Source organism: Glutamicibacter sp. NPDC087583, assembly GCF_044743685.1.
GTDB lineage: Bacteria > Actinomycetota > Actinomycetes > Actinomycetales > Micrococcaceae > Glutamicibacter.
Genome location: NZ_JBIUWY010000009.1, coordinates 1 through 22923, shown reverse-complemented (window position 1 = coordinate 22923; position 22923 = coordinate 1). Strand labels below are relative to the sequence as shown.

Annotated in this window: 22 protein-coding genes; 10 read left to right on the top strand and 12 right to left on the bottom strand. The window is 60.6% G+C overall.

Features of this window, described 5'->3' with window-relative positions; all coding sequences use genetic code 11:
* Positions 1-3: 3 nt before the first annotated feature.
* The gene (locus ACIOU9_RS16690) at positions 4-1770 is read left to right on the top strand and encodes an FMN-binding glutamate synthase family protein (protein WP_400289589.1); all 1767 of its coding nucleotides are present in this window, start codon (positions 4-6) and stop codon (positions 1768-1770) included.
* Here ACIOU9_RS16690 and ACIOU9_RS16685 read toward each other — a convergent pair.
* The 4 genes from ACIOU9_RS16685 to ACIOU9_RS16670 all read right to left on the bottom strand — a co-directional run bounded on the left by ACIOU9_RS16685 (position 1767) and on the right by ACIOU9_RS16670 (position 4718).
* A complete protein-coding gene (locus tag ACIOU9_RS16685; RefSeq protein WP_402697628.1) occupies positions 1767-2831 on the bottom strand; it encodes an enoyl-CoA hydratase/isomerase family protein in 1065 nt (354 codons plus the stop codon). The two genes, ACIOU9_RS16690 and ACIOU9_RS16685, sit on opposite strands and share 4 nt — an antisense overlap.
* Before the next feature lie 59 nt (positions 2832-2890).
* Complete coding sequence (locus ACIOU9_RS16680; RefSeq protein ID WP_105658862.1) at positions 2891-3796, bottom strand: LysR family transcriptional regulator; 906 nt, start codon at positions 3794-3796, stop codon at positions 2891-2893.
* Positions 3797-3842: 46 nt separating this feature from the next.
* Complete coding sequence (locus tag ACIOU9_RS16675) at positions 3843-4106, bottom strand: hypothetical protein (RefSeq protein ID WP_105658861.1); 264 nt, start codon at positions 4104-4106, stop codon at positions 3843-3845.
* A gap of 135 nt (positions 4107-4241) precedes the next feature.
* Positions 4242-4718 carry an Lrp/AsnC family transcriptional regulator gene (locus ACIOU9_RS16670; RefSeq protein ID WP_133834920.1) on the bottom strand — a complete coding sequence of 159 codons (477 nt, stop codon included), beginning with the start codon at positions 4716-4718 and terminating at the stop codon, positions 4242-4244.
* A 237-nt stretch (positions 4719-4955) separates the two neighbouring features.
* Between ACIOU9_RS16670 and ACIOU9_RS16665 the strand changes: the two genes are divergently transcribed.
* Positions 4956-6200: an MFS transporter gene (locus tag ACIOU9_RS16665; RefSeq protein ID WP_402697626.1), complete on the top strand. Its 1245-nt coding sequence runs from the start codon at positions 4956-4958 to the stop codon at positions 6198-6200.
* A 21-nt stretch (positions 6201-6221) separates the two neighbouring features.
* Positions 6222-6704 (top strand): hypothetical protein, encoded by a 483-nt coding sequence (locus ACIOU9_RS16660; RefSeq protein WP_332487982.1) that lies wholly within the window; start codon positions 6222-6224, stop codon positions 6702-6704.
* Here the strand turns inward: ACIOU9_RS16660 and ACIOU9_RS16655 are convergent.
* From ACIOU9_RS16655 to ACIOU9_RS16645, 3 genes are all read right to left on the bottom strand, one after another.
* Positions 6691-7683 (bottom strand): LLM class flavin-dependent oxidoreductase, encoded by a 993-nt coding sequence (locus tag ACIOU9_RS16655; protein ID WP_105658859.1) that lies wholly within the window; start codon positions 7681-7683, stop codon positions 6691-6693. The genes ACIOU9_RS16660 and ACIOU9_RS16655 overlap by 14 nt on opposite strands.
* A 126-nt stretch (positions 7684-7809) precedes the next feature.
* Positions 7810-8013 carry a cold-shock protein gene (locus ACIOU9_RS16650; RefSeq protein ID WP_013349999.1) on the bottom strand — a complete coding sequence of 68 codons (204 nt, stop codon included), beginning with the start codon at positions 8011-8013 and terminating at the stop codon, positions 7810-7812.
* Between the two features lie 294 nt (positions 8014-8307).
* The gene (locus ACIOU9_RS16645) at positions 8308-9825 is read right to left on the bottom strand and encodes an MFS transporter (protein WP_402697624.1); all 1518 of its coding nucleotides are present in this window, start codon (positions 9823-9825) and stop codon (positions 8308-8310) included.
* Between the two features lie 134 nt (positions 9826-9959).
* On the opposite strand from ACIOU9_RS16645, the gene ACIOU9_RS16640 reads away from it, so the two are divergent.
* Together ACIOU9_RS16640 and ACIOU9_RS16635 are read left to right on the top strand one after the other, a co-directional pair.
* Positions 9960-10514 carry a TetR/AcrR family transcriptional regulator gene (locus ACIOU9_RS16640; RefSeq protein WP_402697623.1) on the top strand — a complete coding sequence of 185 codons (555 nt, stop codon included), beginning with the start codon at positions 9960-9962 and terminating at the stop codon, positions 10512-10514.
* Positions 10515-10531: 17 nt separating this feature from the next.
* Positions 10532-11788 carry an MFS transporter gene (locus ACIOU9_RS16635; protein ID WP_332594915.1) on the top strand — a complete coding sequence of 419 codons (1257 nt, stop codon included), beginning with the start codon at positions 10532-10534 and terminating at the stop codon, positions 11786-11788.
* Here the strand turns inward: ACIOU9_RS16635 and ACIOU9_RS16630 are convergent.
* Together ACIOU9_RS16630 and ACIOU9_RS16625 are read right to left on the bottom strand one after the other, a co-directional pair.
* Positions 11785-12441, bottom strand: a complete 657-nt coding sequence (locus ACIOU9_RS16630; RefSeq protein WP_105658855.1) for a trimeric intracellular cation channel family protein — start codon at positions 12439-12441, stop codon at positions 11785-11787. The two genes, ACIOU9_RS16635 and ACIOU9_RS16630, sit on opposite strands and share 4 nt — an antisense overlap.
* Positions 12442-12500: 59 nt before the next feature.
* On the bottom strand, positions 12501-13040 hold the full coding sequence (locus ACIOU9_RS16625; protein WP_402697621.1) for a DUF1697 domain-containing protein: 540 nt from the start codon (positions 13038-13040) through the stop codon (positions 12501-12503).
* 75 nt (positions 13041-13115) lie between these two features.
* Here ACIOU9_RS16625 and ACIOU9_RS16620 point away from each other — a divergent pair, with 75 nt between their 5' ends.
* The gene (locus ACIOU9_RS16620) at positions 13116-15065 is read left to right on the top strand and encodes a prolyl oligopeptidase family serine peptidase (RefSeq protein WP_402697619.1); all 1950 of its coding nucleotides are present in this window, start codon (positions 13116-13118) and stop codon (positions 15063-15065) included.
* Here the strand turns inward: ACIOU9_RS16620 and ACIOU9_RS16615 are convergent.
* Positions 15062-15472, bottom strand: coding sequence for an RNA-binding S4 domain-containing protein (locus ACIOU9_RS16615; protein WP_402697617.1), 411 nt, complete (start codon positions 15470-15472; stop codon positions 15062-15064). The two genes, ACIOU9_RS16620 and ACIOU9_RS16615, sit on opposite strands and share 4 nt — an antisense overlap.
* A gap of 43 nt (positions 15473-15515) precedes the next feature.
* Complete coding sequence (locus ACIOU9_RS16610; protein WP_286172318.1) at positions 15516-15812, bottom strand: hypothetical protein; 297 nt, start codon at positions 15810-15812, stop codon at positions 15516-15518.
* A 129-nt stretch (positions 15813-15941) separates the two neighbouring features.
* On the opposite strand from ACIOU9_RS16610, the gene ACIOU9_RS16605 reads away from it, so the two are divergent.
* The 3 genes from ACIOU9_RS16605 (at position 15942) to ACIOU9_RS16595 (ending at position 19831) form a co-directional block, all read left to right on the top strand.
* Positions 15942-18371, top strand: coding sequence for a Tex family protein (locus ACIOU9_RS16605; RefSeq protein WP_402697656.1), 2430 nt, complete (start codon positions 15942-15944; stop codon positions 18369-18371).
* A gap of 145 nt (positions 18372-18516) precedes the next feature.
* Positions 18517-19017, top strand: a complete 501-nt coding sequence (locus ACIOU9_RS16600; protein ID WP_133834868.1) for a ferritin — start codon at positions 18517-18519, stop codon at positions 19015-19017.
* 100 nt (positions 19018-19117) lie between these two features.
* Positions 19118-19831 (top strand): SH3 domain-containing protein, encoded by a 714-nt coding sequence (locus ACIOU9_RS16595; protein ID WP_133834867.1) that lies wholly within the window; start codon positions 19118-19120, stop codon positions 19829-19831.
* A 17-nt stretch (positions 19832-19848) separates the two neighbouring features.
* Here ACIOU9_RS16595 and ACIOU9_RS16590 read toward each other — a convergent pair whose 3' ends face one another.
* Positions 19849-20514, bottom strand: coding sequence for a LuxR C-terminal-related transcriptional regulator (locus ACIOU9_RS16590; RefSeq protein WP_402697614.1), 666 nt, complete (start codon positions 20512-20514; stop codon positions 19849-19851).
* A 406-nt stretch (positions 20515-20920) separates the two neighbouring features.
* On the opposite strand from ACIOU9_RS16590, the gene ACIOU9_RS16585 reads away from it, so the two are divergent.
* Positions 20921-22923: choice-of-anchor G family protein (locus ACIOU9_RS16585; RefSeq protein WP_402697613.1), on the top strand; the 2003-nt coding region annotated here is incomplete at its 3' end.

The following is a 22923-nucleotide window of genomic DNA, read 5'->3' as shown; positions in this document are numbered from 1 at the left end:
ATCATGATGCGAATAGTGGTTCTCCTGTTCCTGGCTGTCCTATTCACTGGCTTCGTGGTGACCGCAATCCTTGCCGGCACCTCCGGGGAATGGGTGTGGTGGATCCTCGTCGTGCTCACCGGTTTGCTGGTGCTTCTGGGCATCAGGGACCTGCTGCAAAAGAAGCATGCGATCCTGCGCAATTTCCCGATTGTCGGGCACGCCCGCTACCTCTTCGAATTCATCCGCCCCGAGATCCAGCAGTATTTCATTGAGCGCAATACCGATGGCCGTCCTTTCAACCGCGACACCCGCTCTCTGATCTACGCGCGGGCCAAGGGCGCCGATAGCCATAAGGCTTTCGGCACGGAGCTGAATGTCAATGAAGTCGGCCACGAATACCTGCTGCATTCGGCAGCTCCGGTAGCCCCGGTAGCATCGCAGCACCGCGTACGGGTGGGGTCCAGCCAGTGCTCGCAGCCCTATGAGATTTCGCTGATGAATATCTCCTCGATGAGCTTCGGCTCGCTTTCTGCCAACGCCGTGCTGGCGATGAACAAGGGCGCCGCGATGGGAGAATTCGTCCATGAAACCGGTGAGGGCGGGCTGACCAAGTACCACCTGGAATACGGGGCCGACTTGTTCTGGGAAATCGGTTCAGGCTACTTCGGCTGCCGTACCGAGCAGGGCCGCTTCAACCCCGAAACCTTCGCTGCCAAGGCGAACCATGAAAAAGTCAAGGGCATCACCATCAAGCTCTCCCAGGGCGCCAAGCCCGGGCTCGGCGGCGTGCTGCCGGCTGCCAAGGTCACCGCGGAAATCTCCGAGGCCCGCGATGTCCCGATGGGCGTGGACTGCATTTCACCGGCCAGTCACGCAGAATTCTCCACCCCGCGCGAATTGATGCACTTCGTAGCGAAGCTTCGCGACCTCTCCGGTGGCAAGCCAGTGGGCATCAAGTTCTGCGTTGGTTCCCGCACCGACGTCATGGCCCTGTGCAAGGGCATGCTGGAAACCGGCATCCTGGTGGACTTCATCACCATTGATGGCGCTGAAGGCGGCACCGGAGCTGCGCCGCTGGAATACGAGGACCATGTTGGCGCCCCGCTGACCGAAGGCTTGATGCTGGTGCACAACACCTTGGTGGGTGCCGGACTGCGCGACGAAATCCGCCTCGCCGCGGCAGGCAAGGTCGCCAACGGCTCCGACATCATCAAGCGGCTGATCCAGGGAGCGGATTTCACCTTCTCGGCGCGTTCCATGATGATGGCCACCGGCTGCATCCAGGCCCAGCAGTGCCACACCAACCACTGCCCCGTAGGCGTAGCCACGCAGAACAAGCGCCTGATGCGTGCCCTGGATGTGGAGGACAAGGGCCACCGCGTCTACAACTACCATCGCTTGACCGTCACCGAATGCGCGCAGATCATGGCATCGATGGGACTGACCAGCCCGGAGCAGCTGAACACCCGGATGCTGCGCCGCCGGGTGAACCTGCAGTCCACTCGCTCCTACGCCTCGCTGTTCCAGTGGTTGCGTCCCGGCGAGCTGCTCGAGGATATTCCAGGTTCCTGGAAGGAAGACTGGAATGAAGCAGACGCGGACCACTTCGGCGAGCACGCACCGCTGGACTACGCGGCACCCAAGAGCGTGGATATCACCCCGTCGGTGGTTCGAGAACCAGCAGACGCAGTGAACGCACCGCGCATTGAGCCCAGGGATTCAGCCAAGGTGCGCCCGGTGCATGCAGATGTCACCCGGCCAGAAGGCAAGCCGGGAGCTGACAGCTAGCCTTCAGAATCAGCAGCCAGAGACCGCAACGCCTCGTGGTCCACTTCCTCCAGCGAAGACGGAATCCACGTGGGGTTGCGGTCTTTGTCGATGACCTGGGCACGGATGCCCTCGGCAAGATCGGCACGGTGCATCAGGTAGCGAGCCAGGCGCAGTTCGCGGTCCAAGGCCGAACGCAGGTCCTGCTCCTCACGTGCAGCCCGCACGTTGTAGAACGCGCTGGCCACGCTGGTCGGGGAATTCGCTGCCAGCATCTGCGCGGCACGCTGCGCCGAAGGATGGACCATCTGCTTCAAGCGTGCCAAGACTTCCTGCGGGGTGGCGGCACTGAAAGCATGATCGATCCAGCCGCGGTCCAGTTCCAAGGCGAAGGACTCGGGCGCACCGTGCATGACCTCGATAGCAGCCGCGATCTCTCCGGCATTCAGCCCCGCGAACTCATCGAGCTCATCGAGGATGTTCTGGGCGAAGTCCTCGGTGACAACGGCATCGGCAAAACCGAGAAGTACGGCATCGGCACCGGTGAAGGACTGTGCACTCATCGCAAAGAACTCGCCGAAGTGGCCCGGCGCGCTGGCCAGCAGGTGGCTGCCTCCCACATCCGGGGTGTAGCCGATCTTCGCTTCGGGCATTCCCATGGTGGCGTTCGCGGTCACCAGGCGCACCGGTGCGTGCGAGGCCAAGCCGATGCCCCCACCCATGGTGATGCCATGGGCCAAGGTGATCAGGGGCTTGGGATAGGTGGAGATCAGGTAATCCAGTTCGAATTCTCTCGCTAGCAGATCGACGAAGTCCTGATGGCGTCCGGTGGTGACTGCTGCATGGAAATCGGCGATATCTCCGCCGGCACAGAAGGCGCGTTCGCCGCGGCCGGTGAGCAGCACCAGCGAAATCGACGGGTCCACGGCCCACGCACGCAGCACCCGGCCCAGCTCGGTGAGCATTTCCAGGGTCAACGCATTGAGCTTGCTGGCACGGTTCAGCTCGATGTGGCCGATTGGTCCATGCACGGCCGAGATGACTACGCCATCGCTGGAAGATGCAGGGGTCTGGTTCTCCACCGGGACATTCCTCTTTCTTGGGACAGACGCAGGCACCAGTGGCGCCGCGGCGCAACGAATCAGCGGGAGAGTACCTGGGCGAGCCGGTCCAATACCAGCGCGGCCTTCGGCTTCTTGGAATTCTCCGGTTTCAACGCGAAGATGGAGCGGGCCAGGCGAATCTCGGGGGCATCCACTATGCGGATGCCTTCCGGAGCGTTGGCCATGGCCAGATCGGGAACCAGGGCGGCGCCCAGTCCCGAGGAAACCAGGCTCAGCGAGGCATTGAAGTCATCGCAGTAGGCAGCCACCTGCGGGTGGATGTTGTAGGACGAGAACAAGCGCGAAATCAAGGTGGCATCCGAGGTGCCCGGGTGGTGGAAGATCCATGGCCATTCGGCCAACTGGTCCACGGTCAGCTGGGCGTCTTCAGCGATGGGCCAGGACGCCGGGATCACTACCCGGAACTGGTCATCGCCCAACCAAGTGCGCTCCAGGGACGCTGGCCACGACAGTCCGCCGGGTCCCACCTGGAAGATCAGTGCGAGGTCGAGGTCGCCGCCGGTGCCAAGGCCTGCGACAGTTTGCTGGGGTTCGCCGATCCACAGGCGCAGGTTGATGCCCAAGGAGGACCAATCCGGTGCCTTGAGGATTTGCGGCAGCGCGTAGGTCGCCAGCGAGGGGAAGATGCCAAGCTTGATTTCCTCAAGGTCGGTAGCTTCGGTGGAGATGGTGGCGACGTCTGCCATGAGGGCGTCGAGGTCGGTGAGCACCCGTTTGGCATGGCGCACCATGCGCAGGGCACCTGGCGTCGGGGTGATGGAGCGTGCGCCGCGCAGGAACAGCGTGGTACCGGTGCTTCGCTCCAACGCTGTCATCTGCTGGGAGACAGCGCTGGCCGTGTAGCCCAAGCGGGTTGCGGCCGTGGCAAAGGAACGATGCGCCACCACTTCGAGCAATGTGCGCAGATGAACTGGATTAATCACTTCTAAAGTCTATGGCCTTTAGCCAAAGATTTGCTTAGCCCACGGCCTAGAGTTCGTCCTCAAGGTCAACAAGCTCTGTGCTTTCCTCGTCGTCGTCATCGTCTGCGGCGAATTCGTTGTCGAGCTGGTCTTCGGTTTCCAGGTCATCGTCGTAGAGGTAATTGCGCTGTGCCAGCGGGTCGAGGTTGCGCATGGTTTCCGGCATGTCGCTTGAGCCCTCATAAGCTTGGGAATCGCGTCCGTCATCCGGTTCGTAGATGTCGTTGCCGAACTCCGGCGCAAATTCTGTGGTGTCGAAATCCTTCGTCATTGCGTACTCCTTCGTCGAATACGAGGGATCCGCCGGAAGCCGGGGATTTACCTCGTGACTTCTCGTATCACCAGCGTAGGACGCTGCTTCGGGAAACGAAAGACTTGTTTTCTGCAGCTGACAGTGAATGACTTCTCAGTGGTCATGTTCGGCATAGTGCTCCAGCAGGGGAGCGGCACGGTAGGCCAGGTGCGTATGGAGCGCGAAGGTTGTTTCCGAACGGGTGACGCCCTTGACGCGCAGGATCTGGCGCAGTGCTGATTGCAGCTGGTGGGTGTCGGTGGCGATGAGCCGCACCCAGAGATCTCCACGTCCGGAGGTCTCGTGGATTTCCAGCACGCTGGGGATCTGGCGCAGCGCGGTGACCACGGTATCCAGATCGCGGTGGTTCACTTCCAACGTCACGAAGGCCAGGACGTCGTAGCCGAGCTTGCTCAGATCGATGTCGCGGCCGCCGTCGCGGAGGATTTCGGCGCGCTGCAAACGGCGCAATCGCGACTGCGCTGTGTTGCGCGCAACACCGACCTCATCTGCGAGTTCAGAGATTTGGATGCGGGGATCCTTGATCAGTGCGAGCAGCACTTTCAGGTCTACATCGTCTAATCGCACTATATGCTCACTCCGGGTTATCTGCGGGGACAAAATTTTGAACAATCTGCTCAAATGCTAGCAAGAAATCTCTCTCGTTGCTTTCAGCAGGCGGATATTAGTGAGTGAACGCTCTGTTGTAGTAGACAAACGCAAGCAGAACGCTCAACTAACCGGTGGGGCAGCGAGTGGCCCCACCGGTAAAAACTCTTTCTGGGCATTCTTCGTGCCCAGCTGGTCTGGACTACTTTGATCCCGGGAGTGAATTTGTCGGTTATCAGCGAGCTGCGCATGCAGCCAATGAACCATCGCGTACTCTCCTGGAACCCCGGGCTGACCGCTCGACTGGTGATCACCGTGTCCGTCAGCTTCCTGCTGCTGGTCGGAGCCAACCTGGCCACCCCGCTGTATCCGGCACTCCAATCCGAATTGCACCTTGGCGCCATGGGAACCACCGTGGCCTTTGCCAGCTACGTCTGTTCGCTGATGCTCTTCCTATCCACCGTGGGGCATTGGTCGGATCATATCGGACGCCGTGCGGCGCTGGTGATCGCGGTCGTTGTTTCCTTCGCTGGAACCCTGGTCTTCGGATCGGCCGGCAACCTGCTGGAACTGTGCCTTGGCCGTGGTTTGCAGGGCGCCGGTGTCGCGCTGGCTACCGGTGCTAGCGCCGCGGCCCTGCGTGAACTTCTTCCTGCGCGGCCTGAGTGGGCTTCGCGCTTCACCCTCTTGGCCTCATCGGGCGGTGTCGCCTTCGGACCGGTCTTGGGCGGGCTGCTGGCTCATCTGCCTGGCGGGCGCACTACCGTGTTCATGGTGCAGGCGTTCTTGCTGCTGCTGGTCCTGGTCCCATTGAGCACCCTGCAGGCCCGTCCGGCCATTGCGCTGGTTGAGCGCGGACAGCGAAGCAAGGCCCTGGCCCCACGCCGCTTGGGCGTCCCCAGCTCGGCCCGGGCACCGTTCTGGCTCGCTGCACTCGTTGGCTTCTTGAGCTTCGCCATCTTCGGCTTCGTGCTGTCCTTGGCACCTGGCTACTTCGCCCAAGCCTTTGGCCTGGATTCGGTGCTGGTCATTGGCCTGATTGCCGGCCTGCCCTTGGGCATATCCGCCCTGTCGCAGCTGGTCGTGCGCGGCGGCAAGGCCTTGCTGCCTATCGGTCTGGGATTGATGGCGGCCTCCACCGTAGTGCTGGCCGTGGCTGCCGAGCATCGCCAGCTGCCATGGGCCATCGCGGCATTGGTATTCGTGGGCCTGGGCCAGGGCATGGCCTTCCGCACTGCTTTCGCTCAAGCGGTGGACGCGGTCAACGACAAGCAGCACGCCCAAACCGTGTCCACCATATACCTGGTGACCTACCTGGGCAGTGCTGTTCCAGTCATCGCGCTGGGCTGGGCCGTCGGGGTCTTCGGGCAGCAGCAGAGCATCCTGGTCTTCTCCATCGGCTGCGCCGTGGTGGCGGCAGTGCTAGCCGTCTGGGCACTGGCAGGACTGCGCAAAGTACGCTAGAACCGGGCGTACTGTGGAGGCATGACTAGTCCCCTTCCAGCGCCTGCTAGCCGCGGCGCACAGTGGGCCGTGGCTGCACGCATCTACATTCCTGCACTGTGGCTCGGCCTGATCATCGGCATTTCATTCATCGAGGCACCACTGAAATTCACCGCACCCGGAATCACCATTCCCTTGGGACTGGGCATTGGACGCCGCGTCTTCTTCGCCATGAACATGGTCGAGATCATCTTCTTCATTGCCCTGGTGGCCGGGTCGGCCAAGCGCGCTGCCGGCAAGGCCTGGGGCTGGGGCGTAGGGCTGGTCGGCCTATTGCTGCTGATTAAAACCGCAGCGATCCGCCCGGGCCTCTCTGCGCGTACCGATGCGGTGCTTGCAGGAGTCTCCGATGGCGGATCGCTATGGCATTACGCCTATATTGGCGTGGAATTCTCCTTGACCCTCGCTCTGGTTGCGCTGCTGCTGATGGCAGCCAAGCGCTGGATCAGAATTACCGGGCGCTAGCCAGCTGGCAGGCCTCGGCGGTAATCATCACCGATTCGAGTCGAGCGTGCTCCTCGGTGGGGTAATGGATGGTGATCAGTTCATCTGCCTGAGCTGCCGAAGCGAAGTGGCGCAGGTATTCGGCAACCTGTTCTCCGGTGCCCACCGCGGTGTAGCGCATCATGTCCAGGATCTGCTGCGCCTGCGGAGTATCCATGAGCATATCGATCTCCGCTTCGGTGAATTCCTTCTTCGCGGAACGGCCGATGAAGCTTGCCACGCGATGGCGCTTGGCAACGTCCAGCAGTTCATGCGCTCGTTCAGCCGTTTCCGCAGCCAGCACGCCTACGCCGGCAATGACATACGGTTCAGCCAGTTGCTCTGAGGGGGTGAACTCCTCGCGGTAGATGCGGATCGCTTCATGCAGCGCAGCCGGTGCGAAATGCGAGGCGAAGGAATACGGCAGTCCCAGCTGGGCGGCGAGCTTGGCACCGAAGAGCGATGAGCCCAGGATGTACAGCGGAACGTTGGTTCCTGCTCCCGGGGTCGCCTGAACGGTAGGAACCCTGGATTCGCCGGCGAGATAGGCCTGCAGCTCCAGCACATCGTGCGGGAAGGAATCGGCGGCCGACGGGTCGCGGCGCAAGGCACGCAGGGTGGTCATGTCGGTACCCGGTGCACGGCCCAAGCCCAAATCGATGCGGTCGCCGTAGATTTCGGCCAACGTGCCGAACTGCTCGGCGATCACCAGAGGGGAGTGGTTCGGAAGCATGATGCCGCCCGAGCCGAGGCGAATCTTCTCGGTGTGGTGGGCTATGTGGCTGATCAGCAACGAGGTCGCGCTGGAAGCAATGGTGGGCATATTGTGGTGTTCCGCGTACCAGACGCGTTCATACCCATGGCGTTCTGCAGTTTGCGCCAAGCGGACGGAGGACTTGAAAGAGTCGGAAATAGTTGTTCCGGGTTCAACCGGAGCAAGATCCAGAATAGATAGCTTCACACTGGGTACAACCGGTGGCGTACGGGAAGTATTCCAGTAATTTCGGCCTCAAACGCAAGGAACGGCTATCCGCAGTGCGGATAGCCGTTCCTTGGCTAAGTCTGGCGTTAGCGCCAAAGACCTTCTTTAGAGAGCGCGAATGTCTGCAGCCTGCAGACCCTTTGGACCCTCAACAACTTCGAACTCCACCTTCTGGCCCTCGTCCAGGGTGCGGAAACCCTGGGTCTGGATTGCAGAGAAGTGTGCAAAGACGTCTGGATCGCCGCTGTCTGGAGCGATGAAGCCGAAGCCCTTTTCAGCGTTGAACCACTTGACGATTCCGGTTGCCATTTTCTTATTTGGTCCTTTCAGACGTTTCTCGCCGGTTTAGTTGGCGAGCTTGGTTGTAATCTGCGCATCCTCCGAATTCCAGGATGGAGAACGGATAATGCGAAGCAGCCAAGTCATTCACTTCACGTCTAGAAGGGGGCTCGCGTCAACCGAGGTGGTACGACATTCACAAACTTCTAACGGGTACTTCGCGAATTACTTTGGAACTACATTGCCTAGCCTACGTGTTTGGTGACGACAAATGAATAACTTTGAACCAATTAATCAGAAATTTGGTTAAGCGGTGAGCCGAGTTCACCGAAATGCCGGTTTGATGACGCGGAATACGACCACGGCAGCGATCAGGGACAACGCCGCGGCGATGCCGGATGTCAGCAGGACTCCGTGGTCGAAGGCCATGGCTGCGGAGCCCAGCAGAGCTTGCGCATCGGCGGCGCTCAAATCGGCGGCGACCTGGTGCGCTCCGCCCAAAGTCTCGCCGGCAGTTTGCAGCTGGGCATCGGTCAGCGAGCCGGGCGCGAGCAACCGCGAGGTGTAGACCGTATTCAGGATGGTACCGAGCACTGCAATGCCCAGTACCGAGCCCACTTCGTAGGCGGTTTCCGAGATCGCCGATGCCGCGCCGGCCTTGGAAGCGGGTACTGCGGAGAGCACCATGTCATTGGACAAGGTCTCGGTCATGCCGATTCCCGTACCCAAGACAGCAAACGCGGTCATGAGCAGGAAGGAATTGGATCCCTCCCCGGCCAAGATCACCAGCAGGTAGGCGACCGCGGAGAGGATCAGGCCGATGGCCATGATGTTCGGCGTGCCGAAACGGCGCGAGAGCGCCACCGAGAGCAATCCGAAGCCCATGGTCAGCACCAGGCCCGGGGTCATCCACAGTCCCGCCACCAGCGGGGAGAATCCCGCAATGAGCTGCAGATGCTGGGAGACGAAGTAGATGAAGCCCACCAGCGAGAAGATGCCAATCAGGTTGACCATCAACGCGCCAGAGAACAGTGCGTTGCTGAACAAGCGGACATCGAGCATCGGCTGTTCGGCCTTGAGCTGCCGGCGTACGAAAGCTGCACCGCAAATAATGGCCAGGACGATGGCCGCGGCCGAGAAGTACCACGGGGCAGTTACCGCAGTCTTGATGGCGTAGACAAATGGCAAGAGGGTGAAGACCACCAGCAGGATCGAGAGCGGATCCACGCGGCCCGGGTTCGGGTCCTTGGATTCGGGAACAAGGATCATGCCGCCGATCAGCAGGGGCAGGAGCATTGGCACGGCCATCAGGAAGACCGAGCCCCACCAGAAGTGCTCGAGCAGCACGCCGCCGACAATGGGGCCAAGCACAGCGCCGCCGGAGAAGGCCGCCGCCCACACCGCAATGGCGGTTCGGCGTTCGGTATCATCCGGGAAGATATTGCGGATCAAGGACAACGTGGCCGGCATGAGCATTGCGCCGAAGACGCCAAGCAGGGCACGGGCTGCCACCAGCTGGGTGGCATCCGTGGCGAAGGCGGCGAGGGCGGAAACCAGTGCGAAGCCGGTCGCGCCGATCAGCAGCAGCTTGCGCCGGCCGACGCGGTCGCCCAGTGATCCCATGGGGACCAGCAGCCCGGCCAGGATCAGCGGGTAGATGTCGATAATCCACAGCAGCTGGTTCCCCGAGGGGGACAGGGCTCCGGTGATTGCCGGGACCGCGAAGGAAAGCACGGTGTTGTCGACGGAAATGAGCAGTACAGGGAACAGCAGGACCACCAGTGCCGCCCAACGGCGCGGCTTGCTGAGCACTGTAACGCGTTCGGAGATATTCGAGGTCATGACGTTCGCCCTTGGGTAGGTAGTGGAATGCGCGGCGATTTGCCCGCAATTGTTAACTGTACCGTCTAGACGGTATAGTTACAATTGTTGGTAAAGTCAGATCGATCACGAACTACACCTTGGAACGGAGAACTATGGCTCGCCCACCTGCTGCCCGCGGCAAAGTGCTTGACGCCTATATCGCGCTCTTGTGCGAAGAGGGGGAGCGGGCAGCCACGCTGGATGCCACGGCCGCACGCGCCGGGGTCTCCAAGGGCGGGCTGCTCTACCATTTCGCCTCCAAGGATGCGCTGGCGGACGCGGTCATCGAGGCCGCGGAGGAACACGTTGCCCGTGATGTCGAGGGGATGCGCACCGCAGCGGAAGGGGCTTCCGTTTATTACGTGCGCACCAGCGCGGAAGTCGATACCGAATTGGATCGGCACCTGGTGGCCCTGCAACGCCTGGCCCAGGCCGGGGTCAAAGCCGCGACGGAAAAAATCGAGAGCACCAATGAGCGCTGGTACCGGTGCATTCTGGATGAAGTCGGCAGCAAGGACATCGCGCATCTGGTGATGCTCGCCGGCGAGGGGCTCTACGCGAACCTGGCCCTGCCCGGGACTTGGTACGCACGCAATTTTGATGGCGAGCTCAATCGCTTACTAGAGTTGGTCTCGAGAATAAAAAAGTTGGGAAACCTCAACGAATAGCGAGCAGGTAGAAATCAATGAAGAACAAGAGCGTTGCTTCTCCAATCAGAGGACGAGTTGGAGCGCTGCTTGGCATCCTGCTGCTGGCACTGTCCCTGCGCGCCGCGGTGGTGTCAGTATCCCCATTGCTCTCCCGCATTGAAGCGGATATCGCGTTCACCGAGTTCACCACCGGCCTGCTGGCGATGCTCGCGCCCATTGCTTTCGCAGTCTTCGGCCTGCTCACTCCGCGGCTGATCAAGGCTTTCGGTCTGGAAAAAACCCTGATGATCTCGCTGGGCCTAGCCGTCATCGGCCAGGTAGCGCGGATCTTCATGCCCGAGGTCTACTCCTTCCTCGCCCTGTCCATCATCACCTTGGCCGGCTACGGCATGGGCAATGTGGTGCTGCCGCCATTGGTCAAGAAGTACTTCCCGGACCGTATCGGCATGGTCACCAGCGGCTATGTCACAATGCTGGCCATCGGCACCTGGATGGCCCCCCAGTTCTCTGTTCCACTGGCCAATCTCAGCGACTGGAAGATCTCCATTGGTTCCTGGGCCGCCCTGTCGGGCATCGTGCTGGTGCCATGGCTGGTGCAGCTGGTTGCCGACCGCGGGACACAACGCCCGGATAATCCCGTCCACGCCAGCGGGCATCCGCAGCCTATCGCCAAGATCAACCCCTGGAAGTCCAAAGTGGCTTGGGGCCTGGCAATTTTCCTGGCCGGCAACTCGGCGCAGACCTACGTCTACTTCACCTGGCTTCCGCCCTACCTGCAGAACCGCGGCCTCGACGAAATGGCAGCAGGCAACATGCTGGCGCTCTTCGCGATCCTCGGCCTGCCGGTCAGCCTGCTGGTTCCGCTCTGGGTGCCTCGGCTGAAGCACCCGATCATTGCAGTCCTGGTCTTCACCTCGTGCTGGATTGCCGGGCACCTTGGCATCTACCTGTCGCCAACGCAGAACACTGCGTTGTGGATCTGCCTGGCCGGCCTCGGGCAGGGCACCTTCGCCATTGCGCTGCTGATGATGAACCTGCGCTCGCGCACAACCTACGGTTCAGGCGTGCTTTCGGGCTTCGCCCAGGGCCTTGGCTATGCCGGTGCCGCGGTGGTTCCCATGCTCTTCGGCGTGGTGCAGAAAGCCACCGATTCATGGGGCGCGGCCTTCTCGATGCTCGGCGGCTGCGTCATCGTGATGCTGGTCGGCGCGATCATCATCAATCCGCCGCGCACCATCGAAGATGATTCGCCAGGCACCGAGGACCTGGGCAAGCTCGAGCGCATCGACTAGAAGTGGCGCTGCGGACCTTCGCTGGACGGTGGCGTGGGGCGGGAGCGATGCCAATGGCCCGCGGCCAACGGGACCGACCAGCCGAAGCGGATGGAAGCCACGCGGATGGCAAAAGCCAAGGCGGCAATGCCGGCGCCCACCGGAACGTTCATCAGCCCCAGATGCCAGGCCACGGCGGTGAGCGCGGCACCCACCATGGCGGCCAACGCGTAGATATCGCGCGGGTTGAACAAATCAGGGGTGACGTTGGAAATGACATCGCGCATCAAGCCGCCGCCTACGCTGGTGATGACACCAAGCAGGACCGCGGTGACCGGATTGAAGTCGTGTTCCAGGGCCTTGAGCGTACCGGTGACGCAGAACAGGCCCAGGCCTGCCGCGTCGAATAGCTGGACCAGGCGGTGCAGCTTCTGCACCGCGGGGGTAAACGCGTAGACGCACAGCGCGGCGAGCACCGGAGGCACAAAGTAGACCGGATGCGCGAAAGTCGCCGGGGATTGATTGAGAATTAAATCCCGCACCACTCCGCCGCCCAGTCCGCAGACCCCGCCGAGGAAGGCCGAACCGAGCAGATCGAAGCCACGGCGCGCGGCCATCAATGAACCCGCGACGGCGAAGAAGAAAATGCCAATGAGCTCGATCAGGATGTACATTCCGGGCCTTTTGCAGGTCAATCAGTGGGTCAAGGCTCAATTATTGCTCACCGGCGATCTCAGCCAAGAATCTTGGCGAGCTTGACCAAGGTGTTGTGGTTACGGGTCGTCACAATGCGTTGCTTTGCCTGTGCGGCCATGAGCTTCCCGATGGGATTCGCGGTGCTTTCGCCCTTGGGGACAATCCACGCTACGGCACGGCCCTGGACCAGATAGGCTCCTGGCCCAGCGAGTCCCTGGATAGCGGCGCCCACCGCTTGGGCATCCTCAGCCGATTCGCAGAGCGTGAAGTAGCCATGGTGTTCGCTGGCCGGATCAGGCAAGGGCAGCGGGAAGGGCTGGGACAGCTGCTGGATTTCCGCGACGGTGCAGACAAGCGTGGGAATCGGCCGCTGGTAGTGCCCGGCCAGAACCGCATTGCAGTGCTCCTGGACTTCCAACGGATCAGAACTGGATGCGCTGAGCACCGCATTGCCGCTGGCCAAAAGGGTTTTCACGTCGGTGAAACCAGCAGCGAGAAGCAGCTGGGCCAGGTCCTTCATCAGGACCTTGACCCCACCGACATTCACCCCGCGCAGGAATACGGCGTATCTAGTCATGGATCAATCCAAGCGCATCGGATTGATGCTTGTCGAGGGTCGTTATGAGTCATAAAGATCGCTAGGATCAAGAATATGCCTACGCACTTACCCTTTGGATCATGGCCATCATCGATTTCCGCGCATGACGTCGCTGCCGGAACCAAGCCGCTGGGCGGAGCCTGCTTCTTCTCGGACAAGCTCATTGTCCAGGAAGGCCGTCCTGCCGAAGGCGGGCGCGTCACGCTCATGGAATACGGCACCGACGGCACCGCCGGTGCAGAGCTCATCCAGGCACCATTCAACGTGCGCTCCCGGGTCCACGAATACGGTGGCTCCAGCTGGATGCTCATCGAGGGCGGCACTCCGGCCATTGTTTTTGCGAACTTCGCTGACCAGCGGGTTTACCGGCAAACCGTCGGGGAGCACGATGCCGCGGCCCTGACCCCCGCCAGCGTAGCCGACGCAGACCCGCAGCTGCGCTTCGCCGAATTCACCCCTGGTCCAGAAGGCAGCATCCTGGCCATCATGGAGGACCTGCGGGCAGAGCCGGTACGCCACATCGTGCAAATCCCCCTGGACGGCAGCGCAGCCGAGGACCCGGGCAAGATCCGCATCCTCAGCGCCCCGGCGCGATTCGTTGCAGCGCCACGGCTGAACCCCGCGGGAACCCGGCTGTCTTGGATCAGCTGGGAACATCCGAATATGCCGTGGGACTCCACCGAGCTGCACCTGGCTGACTTCACCGAAGAAGGCGTACTGGAGGACACCGTCATTGCCGGTGGAGCAGAAGTCTCGGTCATGCAGCCGGAATGGCTCGATGATGACCAGTTGGCTTTCATCTCCGATGCCAGTGGCTGGTGGAACCCCTACCTCTACCAGGACAGCTCGGCACGCACCACCCGGCTGGTTGACCGTGCCGCAGAATTCGCCGGCCCGCTCTGGCAGGTGGGCACGCGATGGTACCTGGCAGAAAGCGCCCGCACCCTGCTGTGCTCCTACGGCACCGGCACCACCAAGCTGGCACGCTTGCACGCGGACACCGGGGGATTGGAAGACCTCGCGCTGCCATTCACCGGCATCCGCCCGTTCGCGCTGCGTGACGGGTGGCTGCTCGCCGGCACGTCCTCGATGACCCAGGGCGAAGAAATTACCTTGATCAACCTCGACACCTTGGAACACCACCCGGTGACCCGTGCGATTGCGCAGCTGCCGGATCCAGCGGTGCTTCCGGAGGTTGAAGAGTTCGAGTGCAAGAACCTCGCCGGCCAGTCCGTCCATGCGTTGCTCTACCGGCCTTCCCAGGAAGGCTACGCAGGAATGGAGGGCGAACTGCCGCCCTTCGTCACCTTCGTGCACGGCGGCCCGACCAGCCAGGCTTCCCCGACGCTTAGTGCCACGGTTGCCTATTACACCTCGCGCGGGATCGGGGTAGTCGACGTGAACTACGGCGGCTCCACCGGCTATGGCCGCGAGTACCGCAACCGCCTGCGCGGGGCCTGGGGCGTAGTCGATGTTGCCGATACCGTCGCGGTGGTCAACGCGCTGGTAGCGCAGGGCATTGCCGACCCCGCACGCATCGGCATCGAAGGCGGCAGCGCCGGCGGGTGGACCGTGCTGTGCGCGCTGACCTTCTCCAATGCCTTCACCGCGGGCATCAGCCGCTACGGTGTTTCGGATCTGGTGGGCCTGGTGCAGGACACCCACGACTTCGAATCGCAGTACATGTTCACGTTGGTCGGACCGTACCCGGAAGCTGCTGATCTGTACGAGAAGCGCGCGCCAATCAATCACGTGGCGAAGATTTCCTGCCCCGTATTGCTGTTGCAGGGGGATGAAGACAAGGTGGTGCCGCCGGCGCAGTCCCAGATCGTGGCGGACGCGCTGGCCGAACGCGGCATTGCCCATGCGTACATCCTCTTTGAAGGAGAACAGCACGGGTTCAGGAAGTCGGAGAACATCATCAAGGCGTTGGAAAGCTCATTGGCCTTCTACGCGCAGATCTTCGAATTCCAGTCGGACGTTCCGGCGATCGTGCTGTCCTAGGACAGATCAGGACCTGAGTCCGGGGCCTGCCAGGAATCCCGCAAGCGATCCATTTCGCGGCGGTCCTTCTTGGTGGGCCGGCCGGCGCCGCGTTCGCGGATCGGTACCTGGGGAATGACCAGGCGTTCGCGCGGCGGGGTGTGGTCGATGTAGCATTTTGCGGCAACTGGCGCGCCGACGCGCTTGGAGATCAGCCCGCTGACTTCCAGCTCGCGGTCGAAACCGTCTTTGCGCACACGGATGCGATCACCGGAGACAACGGTTTGCGAAGCCTTCACCGGATCGCCGTTCAAGCGAACATGTCCGGCACGGCAAGCAGTGGTCGCGGACGAACGGGTCTTGTAGATGCGCACTGACCACAGCCACGCATCGAGACGTACTTTGCCGCTTCTTGGAATTTCGACCATGGGAAAATTCTAGATCAGCAGATGGCTAGCGCCGCTGAAGCTGCTAAACCGTAGCCTCGTCGCAAATCCCGATCAGGCGCTGCTGCAGCGCTTCGGGTGCTTGGTCTCCTGAATTTGCGAGCTCCTGGAGCACATCGACCAAGTCTTGCGGCAGGCCACCGCCTTGGACCGACTTCACAATGGACGAGAGGACACGAAGTTCGCTAGCGTCAATGGTGCCGTCCTGTACCGGTGCGCAGGCCTGGCGCACGATTTCCTTGGACGCTGCATCGGTCAGCTGGTTAGCCGCGTCGGCCGCGGTGTCTTCAACAAATGCGCATCCGGTGCTCAATAGAGCCATACACGAAATCGCAACGAGCGCTGTTGCTTTTCGAACTTTCTCAATCCCCATAACAATAAATCATAGCCATGGAGATTGAGTTTCTGCTGAATGCCAACCGAGTCGATCATCTGAAGATCGGATGGCATGATGCACAATGGATCGGTGACTAGCGAGCAGAAGAACACCGCAAATGACAGCGCAACGGGGCAGCAAATCATTGCCCAACTGGCCCGGGAACTCTCCGAGGAATCCGCGGTCGCCCCCTGGCAGGTCAAGGCAGCGATCGAGCTCCTGGACTCCGGATCCACCGTTCCCTTTATTGCCCGTTACCGCAAAGAGGTTACCGGCATGCTCAGCGACAGCCAGCTGCGCCTGCTCGAAGAACGGTTGCGCTACCTGCGTGAATTGGAAGACCGCCGCGCAGCTGTACTGGAAGCCATCGCCGAAGCCGGCAAGCTGACCGACCAGCTTGCCGAGGCGATTCGCGCCGCCAGCACCAAGGCGGAACTCGAAGACCTGTACCTGCCATTCAAATCCAAGCGCCGCACCAAGGCCCAGATTGCCCGCGAGGCTGGCCTGGAAGCCTTGGCCGATCTGCTGCTCGCGGACCCAATGACGGATCCGGTGCAGGCGGCTGCCGACTACCTGAACCCGGATGCAGGATTTGCCACCGACGCAGATGCGCTTTCCGGCGCGCGTTCCATCGTGACCGAGCGCGTATCCCAGGATGTCGTTCTCGCCGGTGAACTGCGCGAACGCCTGTGGAACACCGGCAAGATCGGTGCCAGCGTCGCCTCGGGCGCCACCGCAGAGGGCCAGGGAAAGTACTCCGATTATCTGGACTATGTGGCACCACTTGATCGCTTGCCATCGCACCGGGTCCTGGCACTGTTGCGCGGTGAACGCGAAGGCGTGCTGAATCTGCAGCTCGCTGAAGCTGATCCACGCGACGAACAGGCCTTGGACGAAGCGCGCAGCGCCTACGAGAACGCTATCGCCTCCTCCCTGGGACTGAACGTTCCCACCGGTGCGCCTGCTGCCAAATGGATTGCGCAGACCGTGCGTTTGGCGTGGAAAGCCCGCCTGCTGACCCGCTTTGAATCCGACCTGCGCTCACGCCTGTTCGAAGCCGCTGAAGATGAATCGGTGAAGATTTTCGCGGCGAACCTGCGCGATGTGCTGCTGGCGGCGCCGGCCGGCAACAAGGCCGTGCTGGGCTTGGACCCGGGCCTGCGCACCGGTGTGAAGGTTGCAGTGGTGGACCTGACCGGCCAATCGGTGGAAACTGCAACGATCTATCCCCATGCGCCAGCCAATAAATGGAATGAATCCATCGCGGTACTGGCCAAGCTAGCCCAGAAGCACGGCACCACGCTGATTGCGGTAGGCAACGGCACAGCGGGGCGCGAAACAGACCGTCTGGCTGCCGAGGTCATCAAGGTGCTTGGCGGCGCGGGCGTCAGCAAGGTCATCGTCTCGGAAGCCGGCGCTTCGGTCTACTCGGCCTCCGAACTGGCCAGCCAGGAACTGCCGGATATGGATGTGTCGCTGCGCGGCGCGGTATCGATCGCCCGCCGCTTGCAGGACCCGCTGGCCGAGCTGGTGAAGATCGATCCGAAGTCCATCGGCGTGGGCCAATACCAGCATGATGTCACTGCCTCGAAGCTGGACCGCGCGCTGGATGCGGTGGTCGAGGACTGCGTGAATGCCGTAGGCGTCGACGTGAATACCGCATCCCCTGCCTTGCTGGCCCGGGTAGCCGGCGTGGGACCGCTGTTGAGCCGCAACATCGTGGATCACCGTAACGCCAACGGCCCTTTCGCCACCCGCAAGGATCTGCTGAAGGTACCGCGTCTGGGAGCCAAGGCCTTTGAACAGTGCGCGGGCTTCTTGCGCATTACCGGCGGCAAGGAGAAACTCGATGCTTCCTCGGTGCACCCCGAAGCTTATGTTCTGGCCAAGACCCTGCAGAGCAGCGCGGAGGCGCAGGGCCGCCGGCTTGAAGAGCTGAACCCGCAGGACTTCGCCACGGACCAGTTTGGCGAGCCAACCATTCGTGACGTGATTGCCGAGTTGCGCCGTCCTGCCCGCGACCCCCGTGGCGAATTCGTGACGGCCACGCTCAAGGAAGGCGTTGAGACCATCAAGGACGTCAAGCCGGGGATGATCATGGAAGGCACCGTCTCCAACGTTGCCGCCTTCGGTGCGTTCGTGGACCTGGGCGTCCACCAGGACGGCCTGATCCACGTCTCGGCCATGAGCAGCAAGTTCATTTCGGACCCTCGCGAAGTGGTCAGTTCCGGCCAGATTGTCAAGGTCAAGGTGCTGGAAGTGGATACCGTGCGCAAGCGCATTTCGCTGACTCTGCGACTGGATGACGAACTGCCTGCTGCTGGCGCGGAGGCCAGGAACTCCGGACCAGGCGAACGCAAGGGACCGGGAGCTGGCCGTTCGGCGCGCTCGGGCCAGAACCGCACTGGGCAGAACCGCAAGGCCCAGCCCGCGCAGGGCAAACCGGCTGCACCGGGCAACACCGCGATGGCCGAGGCGCTGCGCAGAGCAGGACTGGGCAAGTAGGTTAGCATCGTATCGGCATGCCTAAGTTAGGTTAGTATCGGCTACATTAACTCGATCCCAACTTGGGATGATTCCCTAATTCAGGTTTGACTAAGTGAGTCCGAACTTCGGTGACAAGGTGGCAAAACAGGTTTAGTCTGATGACATGGAACTTACAGGAAAACTGGCAGAAGCCTTCAGCACCCAGGTAACTCTCGAACTAACCGCAGCAACGGTTTACCGTCAGCTGGCAGTTGAAATGGACGTATTGAGCCTTCCCGGCATTGCTGGCTGGTTCCGCGCCCAGGCCGGCGAGGAAATCGTGCACGCGGAAAAGTTCATGACCCACATGACCGACCGCTCGGCCCACCCGAAGATTGGCGAGCAGCCTGCCCCGACTGTGAACGTGAACAGCGTTGCAGATGCCTTCGCGGCTTCCTTGGCCCACGAGCAGAAGGTCTCCGGAGCGATTCGCGAGCTGTACCGTTTGGCGCAGACCGAGGGCGACATCGACTCCCTGCCGCTGCTGCACTGGTTCATCGATGAGCAGGTTGAAGAGGAAGCCACCGTTGGTGAAATCCTGGATCGAGTCAGGATGATCGGCAACGATGGAAGCGGTCTGCTGCGACTGGATGCAGAGCTCGGCTCGCGTTCTTCCGCATCCTAAGAGGCGGCGAAGCACGCATCTTCTAAAAATGGAATAAACTTAGGGAAGCAACCGGTGGTTGCTTCCCTAAGTTTTTTCATTTGAGGTGGTTGTGAACCAGGTGGGCTATCCACATCAGTCGGCTCGGACGTCGTCCATTGCCAATACCCACCGGACGACTGCCTCGCTCAAGCTGCGCAAGGGCGCCGGCCGCCACTACGTAGTGCAGAGCCACTTGGAGCACGGCACAGAGCTGGTCCTGATTGAGGTCAATGGCTCGTGGGCGCATGTTCTCGTGCACCAGATCTACGGTTGGCTGCCGAATATCTATCTTGAAGCGATCCCGGCGGTCTTTGACGAGCCGGTAGTCGCCGAAGACGATGACGAGCTGGCCGAGCCAGTTCTTTCACGCTATTCATTGATCGAAGCCACCCATGCTACGACGGCAACGTTGAATCTGCGCAAGGGAAGCGGCACGGGGTATCCGGTGCTCAAGGTCATTGACCAGGGGTCCAAGGTCCGCTCGATGCTCCAGCAGGGATTGTGGTCCCAGGTGCAGTGCGGCAAATTGCTGGGCTGGGTTCCCAGCATGTACCTGCAGGAGATTCCCTCCCGTCCAGCCAAGGGCGGGCTGATCGCCGTCCCCAACCAGCGGGCACTGACCACCATCGGACTGAACGCGAGACGCGGTCCTGGCGACCATTACTCGCTAGTGCGGATTCTCCCAGCAGACACGGCCGTGGTCATCGTCGCGCGCCAGGGCGCGTGGCGGCAGATTGACCGTGACGGCGAAGAAATGTGGATCCCTGCCAGTCAGCTTCGCACGGTGTACTGACCAGATTCGATTCTGCTTCAGGCGATCTGCAGATCCGCAGACGAAACCAATCCGGATTCTGTAGCCACTACTGCCAGCTGCACACGATTGGTGACGCCCAGTTCCTCCATGATGCGCGCCAAGTGGAGCTTCACCGAGCCCTCGGAGATGTGCGCGATGCGGGCGATCTGAGAATTGGTGAGCCCGGCCGCGACGAGGCGCACCAGGCTGCGATCACGTTCGCTGAGCTTGCGTACAACGGATTGCTGGTCTGAGCGGCGCACGATTTTCGCGGTCGATTCCCAACCGTCCGACGGCTGGGCAAAAAGTTGGTAGCCTGCAGCGAGCATGCGCAATGCGCTGGGCAGTTCCGAGCTGATGGAGCTTTTCGAGATCAGTCCCGAGCTGCCAGCATCGTAGGCCTTGGAGATGTCGTCCCGCTGGTATCGGGCAGCCAACACCACGATCTTGGTATTCGGTGCACTCTCGGAGATTTCCCGAATCGAGCAATACAGATCCGTCCCATTCAGCGACGATTCCAGGATGACGAGGTCCGGCTCCAACTCGGTTGCAGCTTGAACGGCCTCGGACATGCAATCCGAAACATGCTCGATCACCATGTCGCTGGCCTCGGCTAAGACTCCAGCAATCCCGGCCCGTGAGAAATGGTCACTATCAGCCAGATGAATGCGGATGTGCGACATACAAGAATCCTCCATCACTACGAACTGGTGTTGTCCTGGCCAATCCTTCCTAACCCGTTCTGCGGTGGGGAAAGCTAGCAGGTGATTCACAGTCTATGGCCAACTAGTCAAATCCCTTGGCTTGACAGATAGCATTGCGAGGTTGTTGTCATATTGTTACATCACTGTTTGGGTAAATTTTCAGGTCAGTGGTTGTAAGTGCATTATTTTCTCCAATGGCAAGAAGTTAAATTACTGCCCAGTATTACCTGTTGGCCATCGATTCTGACCGTATGGCCAAGAAGTTTGACCTGAGTATGCAAAGAAATGGCTGAAAGAAACCTGTGAGCCGGGGTTCGTCCAGCATAGGGTCAAATAGGAGCTCTTTGGGGTTCCCTAGATCACAACCAACTTTTGGAGGATAGTGGTGCAAGCAAATAATTTGCCACCTAAGAATGGCAAGAAACCGCGTGCCGCACGCCGCGTTCTTGCAGGGGCAGTCGTTGCCAGCCTATTCGTGGCTCCTACCGTAACTGCCGCATACGCGGCACCTGCTGACGGCTCTGAAGCCCTGGGTCGCGTACTGGATCTGAACTTGCTGGACATTCCTGTTGCTGACGCTGGTTTTGCCTATGCTGGCAATCCAAGCGCGCCGGGCCCAGTTCATAATCCACTAAACGTTGAAGCTTTGGGTGCTCTGAACCTCAACTTGGGTACAGGACTCAGCAACGTGCCATTGATCAACGGTGACGGCACTGGACTTCTGACCTTGGGTGAAGCTGGAGTTCTTAGCTCGTACGCCGAAACCCCGAGTGTGACTAGCGCGAAGGCGGGAGCAGGCGCAGTCAGTGCTGATGGAACCATCGGTCTCGACGGCACTAACTCGGGCGATATGACTGCGAACGTCGACTTGACCCGATTGCTTGGTCAACTCGGTGTAGACGGATTGACCGACCAGATTGTCGACGAAGCATCGTTGGAGATCGGCGCGTTGGGCTCAACCGCTGACAAGACCGACGGCACCTTGGATACGCAATACCTAGTCGCAGGCGCGTCTGCCACCGTTAGCAGCCCTGCAGTCGAGGGCTTGACTAGCGCGCTAGGCGCCGTTGTCGATGATCTTGGTACGACACTCAACACTGGTTTGTCGACTGAAGGTGTACTGGGCACCATTACTTCTGGCCTTGAAGCAATTGATATCGATCTGCGCCCTCTCGCGCGTATCGGTGTCACAGATTCAACGGTTGCCCTTAATGGTATTGACGCGGCTTTGTCGCAAGTCAAGAACGACGTACTGACTGGCGTCGTCACTTCTGATACTGGGCTGGTAACCATTGATCTCGGGTCAGGCGACATTAGCGTTGACCTTTCAAAGATCACTACTGGCGGACTCAATGGTAAGCCTGCAAATTATGAAGTGCTAAGCACCACGGCAGTTCAGGAAATTGCAGATGAGATCACTCTTGCACTTTCGAATTTAGTAACGGATCTTCGCGACAGTATGGTTGCGGCGCTTGACCAAATCGACATCGTGGTAAATCTTGGCCTAGAAGCGCGTTTGCTACTTCCCCTGGCATCAGGTACCGCAACCGTAGAAGGAAGCGTTGCTAGCTTCTTGGGATTAGTTGAAGACCAGCCGACGACGAACGTCGATCTGACTCTGGCGGGACTCGACCTCGGAGCCCTTATTACTCCTTTGGCCACTGGTGTAGTGGATGTCGTGGGCAGTGCCTTGGGTACCTTGGTCAATCCGGTAATTGACGGACTGCCTGGCGTCATCACCGGAATCGTCAATGGCGTAACGGATCCTCTGGAACCAGTAGTTGAAGGGGTTCTCAACGAGATCGTTGAGATCACCGTCAATGAGCAGGGAACCACTGTAATCGACGATCCGGATAGCGAGCAGGATTCTACGGAGGCTGGCGACTACGTTGCTGCGCTTTCGGTGACGCTGCTGCCTGCAATGGGTGATAGTGCAAACAAGATCTCGTTTGCACGTTCCGAAGTACGAGCTGCGGATGAAGCATCAGTCATCATCACTTCCCCGGAAAATGGTGCACAGATTCCGGAAGGCGAAGTCGTTACCGTTGAAGGTTCTGCTCAACCAGGCAAGACCATCACCGTAACGCTAGATGATTTGACCGAGGAAGCCATCGTTGGCGAAGACGGGACTTGGACCGTCGAGTTTGAAGGCGTGACTCCCGGTGAAAAGACTGCAGTAGCGACTGACGGCGACGATGATGCGAATTCTACGGACGAAGTCACTTTCGAAGTAGTTGCCGCAGCGGTTGATGCTGACGCTACCGATGCTGATGCAGTTGATGCTGACGCTACCGATGCAGTTGATGCTGACGCTACCGATGCAGTTGATGCTGACGCTACCGATGCAGTTGATGCTGACGCTACCGATGCAGTTGATGCTGACGCTAC

Bases quoted from the DNA above. Each gene is read 5' to 3' on its own strand.
- ACIOU9_RS16690 (WP_400289589.1), top strand. From the start codon at position 4: ATGATGCGAATAGTGGTTCTCCTGTTCCTGGCTGTCCTATTCACTGGC.
- ACIOU9_RS16675 (WP_105658861.1), bottom strand. From the start codon at position 4,106: ATGACGAAGGATTTCGACACCACAGAATTTGCGCCGGAGTTCGGCAAC.
- ACIOU9_RS16660 (WP_332487982.1), top strand. From the start codon at position 6,222: ATGACTAGTCCCCTTCCAGCGCCTGCTAGCCGCGGCGCACAGTGGGCC.
- ACIOU9_RS16650 (WP_013349999.1), bottom strand. From the start codon at position 8,013: ATGGCAACCGGAATCGTCAAGTGGTTCAACGCTGAAAAGGGCTTCGGC.
- ACIOU9_RS16645 (WP_402697624.1), bottom strand. From the start codon at position 9,825: ATGACCTCGAATATCTCCGAACGCGTTACAGTGCTCAGCAAGCCGCGC.
- ACIOU9_RS16640 (WP_402697623.1), top strand. From the start codon at position 9,960: ATGGCTCGCCCACCTGCTGCCCGCGGCAAAGTGCTTGACGCCTATATC.
- ACIOU9_RS16635 (WP_332594915.1), top strand. From the start codon at position 10,532: ATGAAGAACAAGAGCGTTGCTTCTCCAATCAGAGGACGAGTTGGAGCG.
- ACIOU9_RS16630 (WP_105658855.1), bottom strand. From the start codon at position 12,441: ATGTACATCCTGATCGAGCTCATTGGCATTTTCTTCTTCGCCGTCGCG.
- ACIOU9_RS16625 (WP_402697621.1), bottom strand. From the start codon at position 13,040: ATGACTAGATACGCCGTATTCCTGCGCGGGGTGAATGTCGGTGGGGTC.
- ACIOU9_RS16620 (WP_402697619.1), top strand. From the start codon at position 13,116: ATGCCTACGCACTTACCCTTTGGATCATGGCCATCATCGATTTCCGCG.
- ACIOU9_RS16615 (WP_402697617.1), bottom strand. From the start codon at position 15,472: ATGGTCGAAATTCCAAGAAGCGGCAAAGTACGTCTCGATGCGTGGCTG.
- ACIOU9_RS16610 (WP_286172318.1), bottom strand. From the start codon at position 15,812: ATGGCTCTATTGAGCACCGGATGCGCATTTGTTGAAGACACCGCGGCC.
- ACIOU9_RS16605 (WP_402697656.1), top strand. From the start codon at position 15,942: ATGCACAATGGATCGGTGACTAGCGAGCAGAAGAACACCGCAAATGAC.
- ACIOU9_RS16600 (WP_133834868.1), top strand. From the start codon at position 18,517: ATGGAACTTACAGGAAAACTGGCAGAAGCCTTCAGCACCCAGGTAACT.
- ACIOU9_RS16590 (WP_402697614.1), bottom strand. From the start codon at position 20,514: ATGTCGCACATCCGCATTCATCTGGCTGATAGTGACCATTTCTCACGG.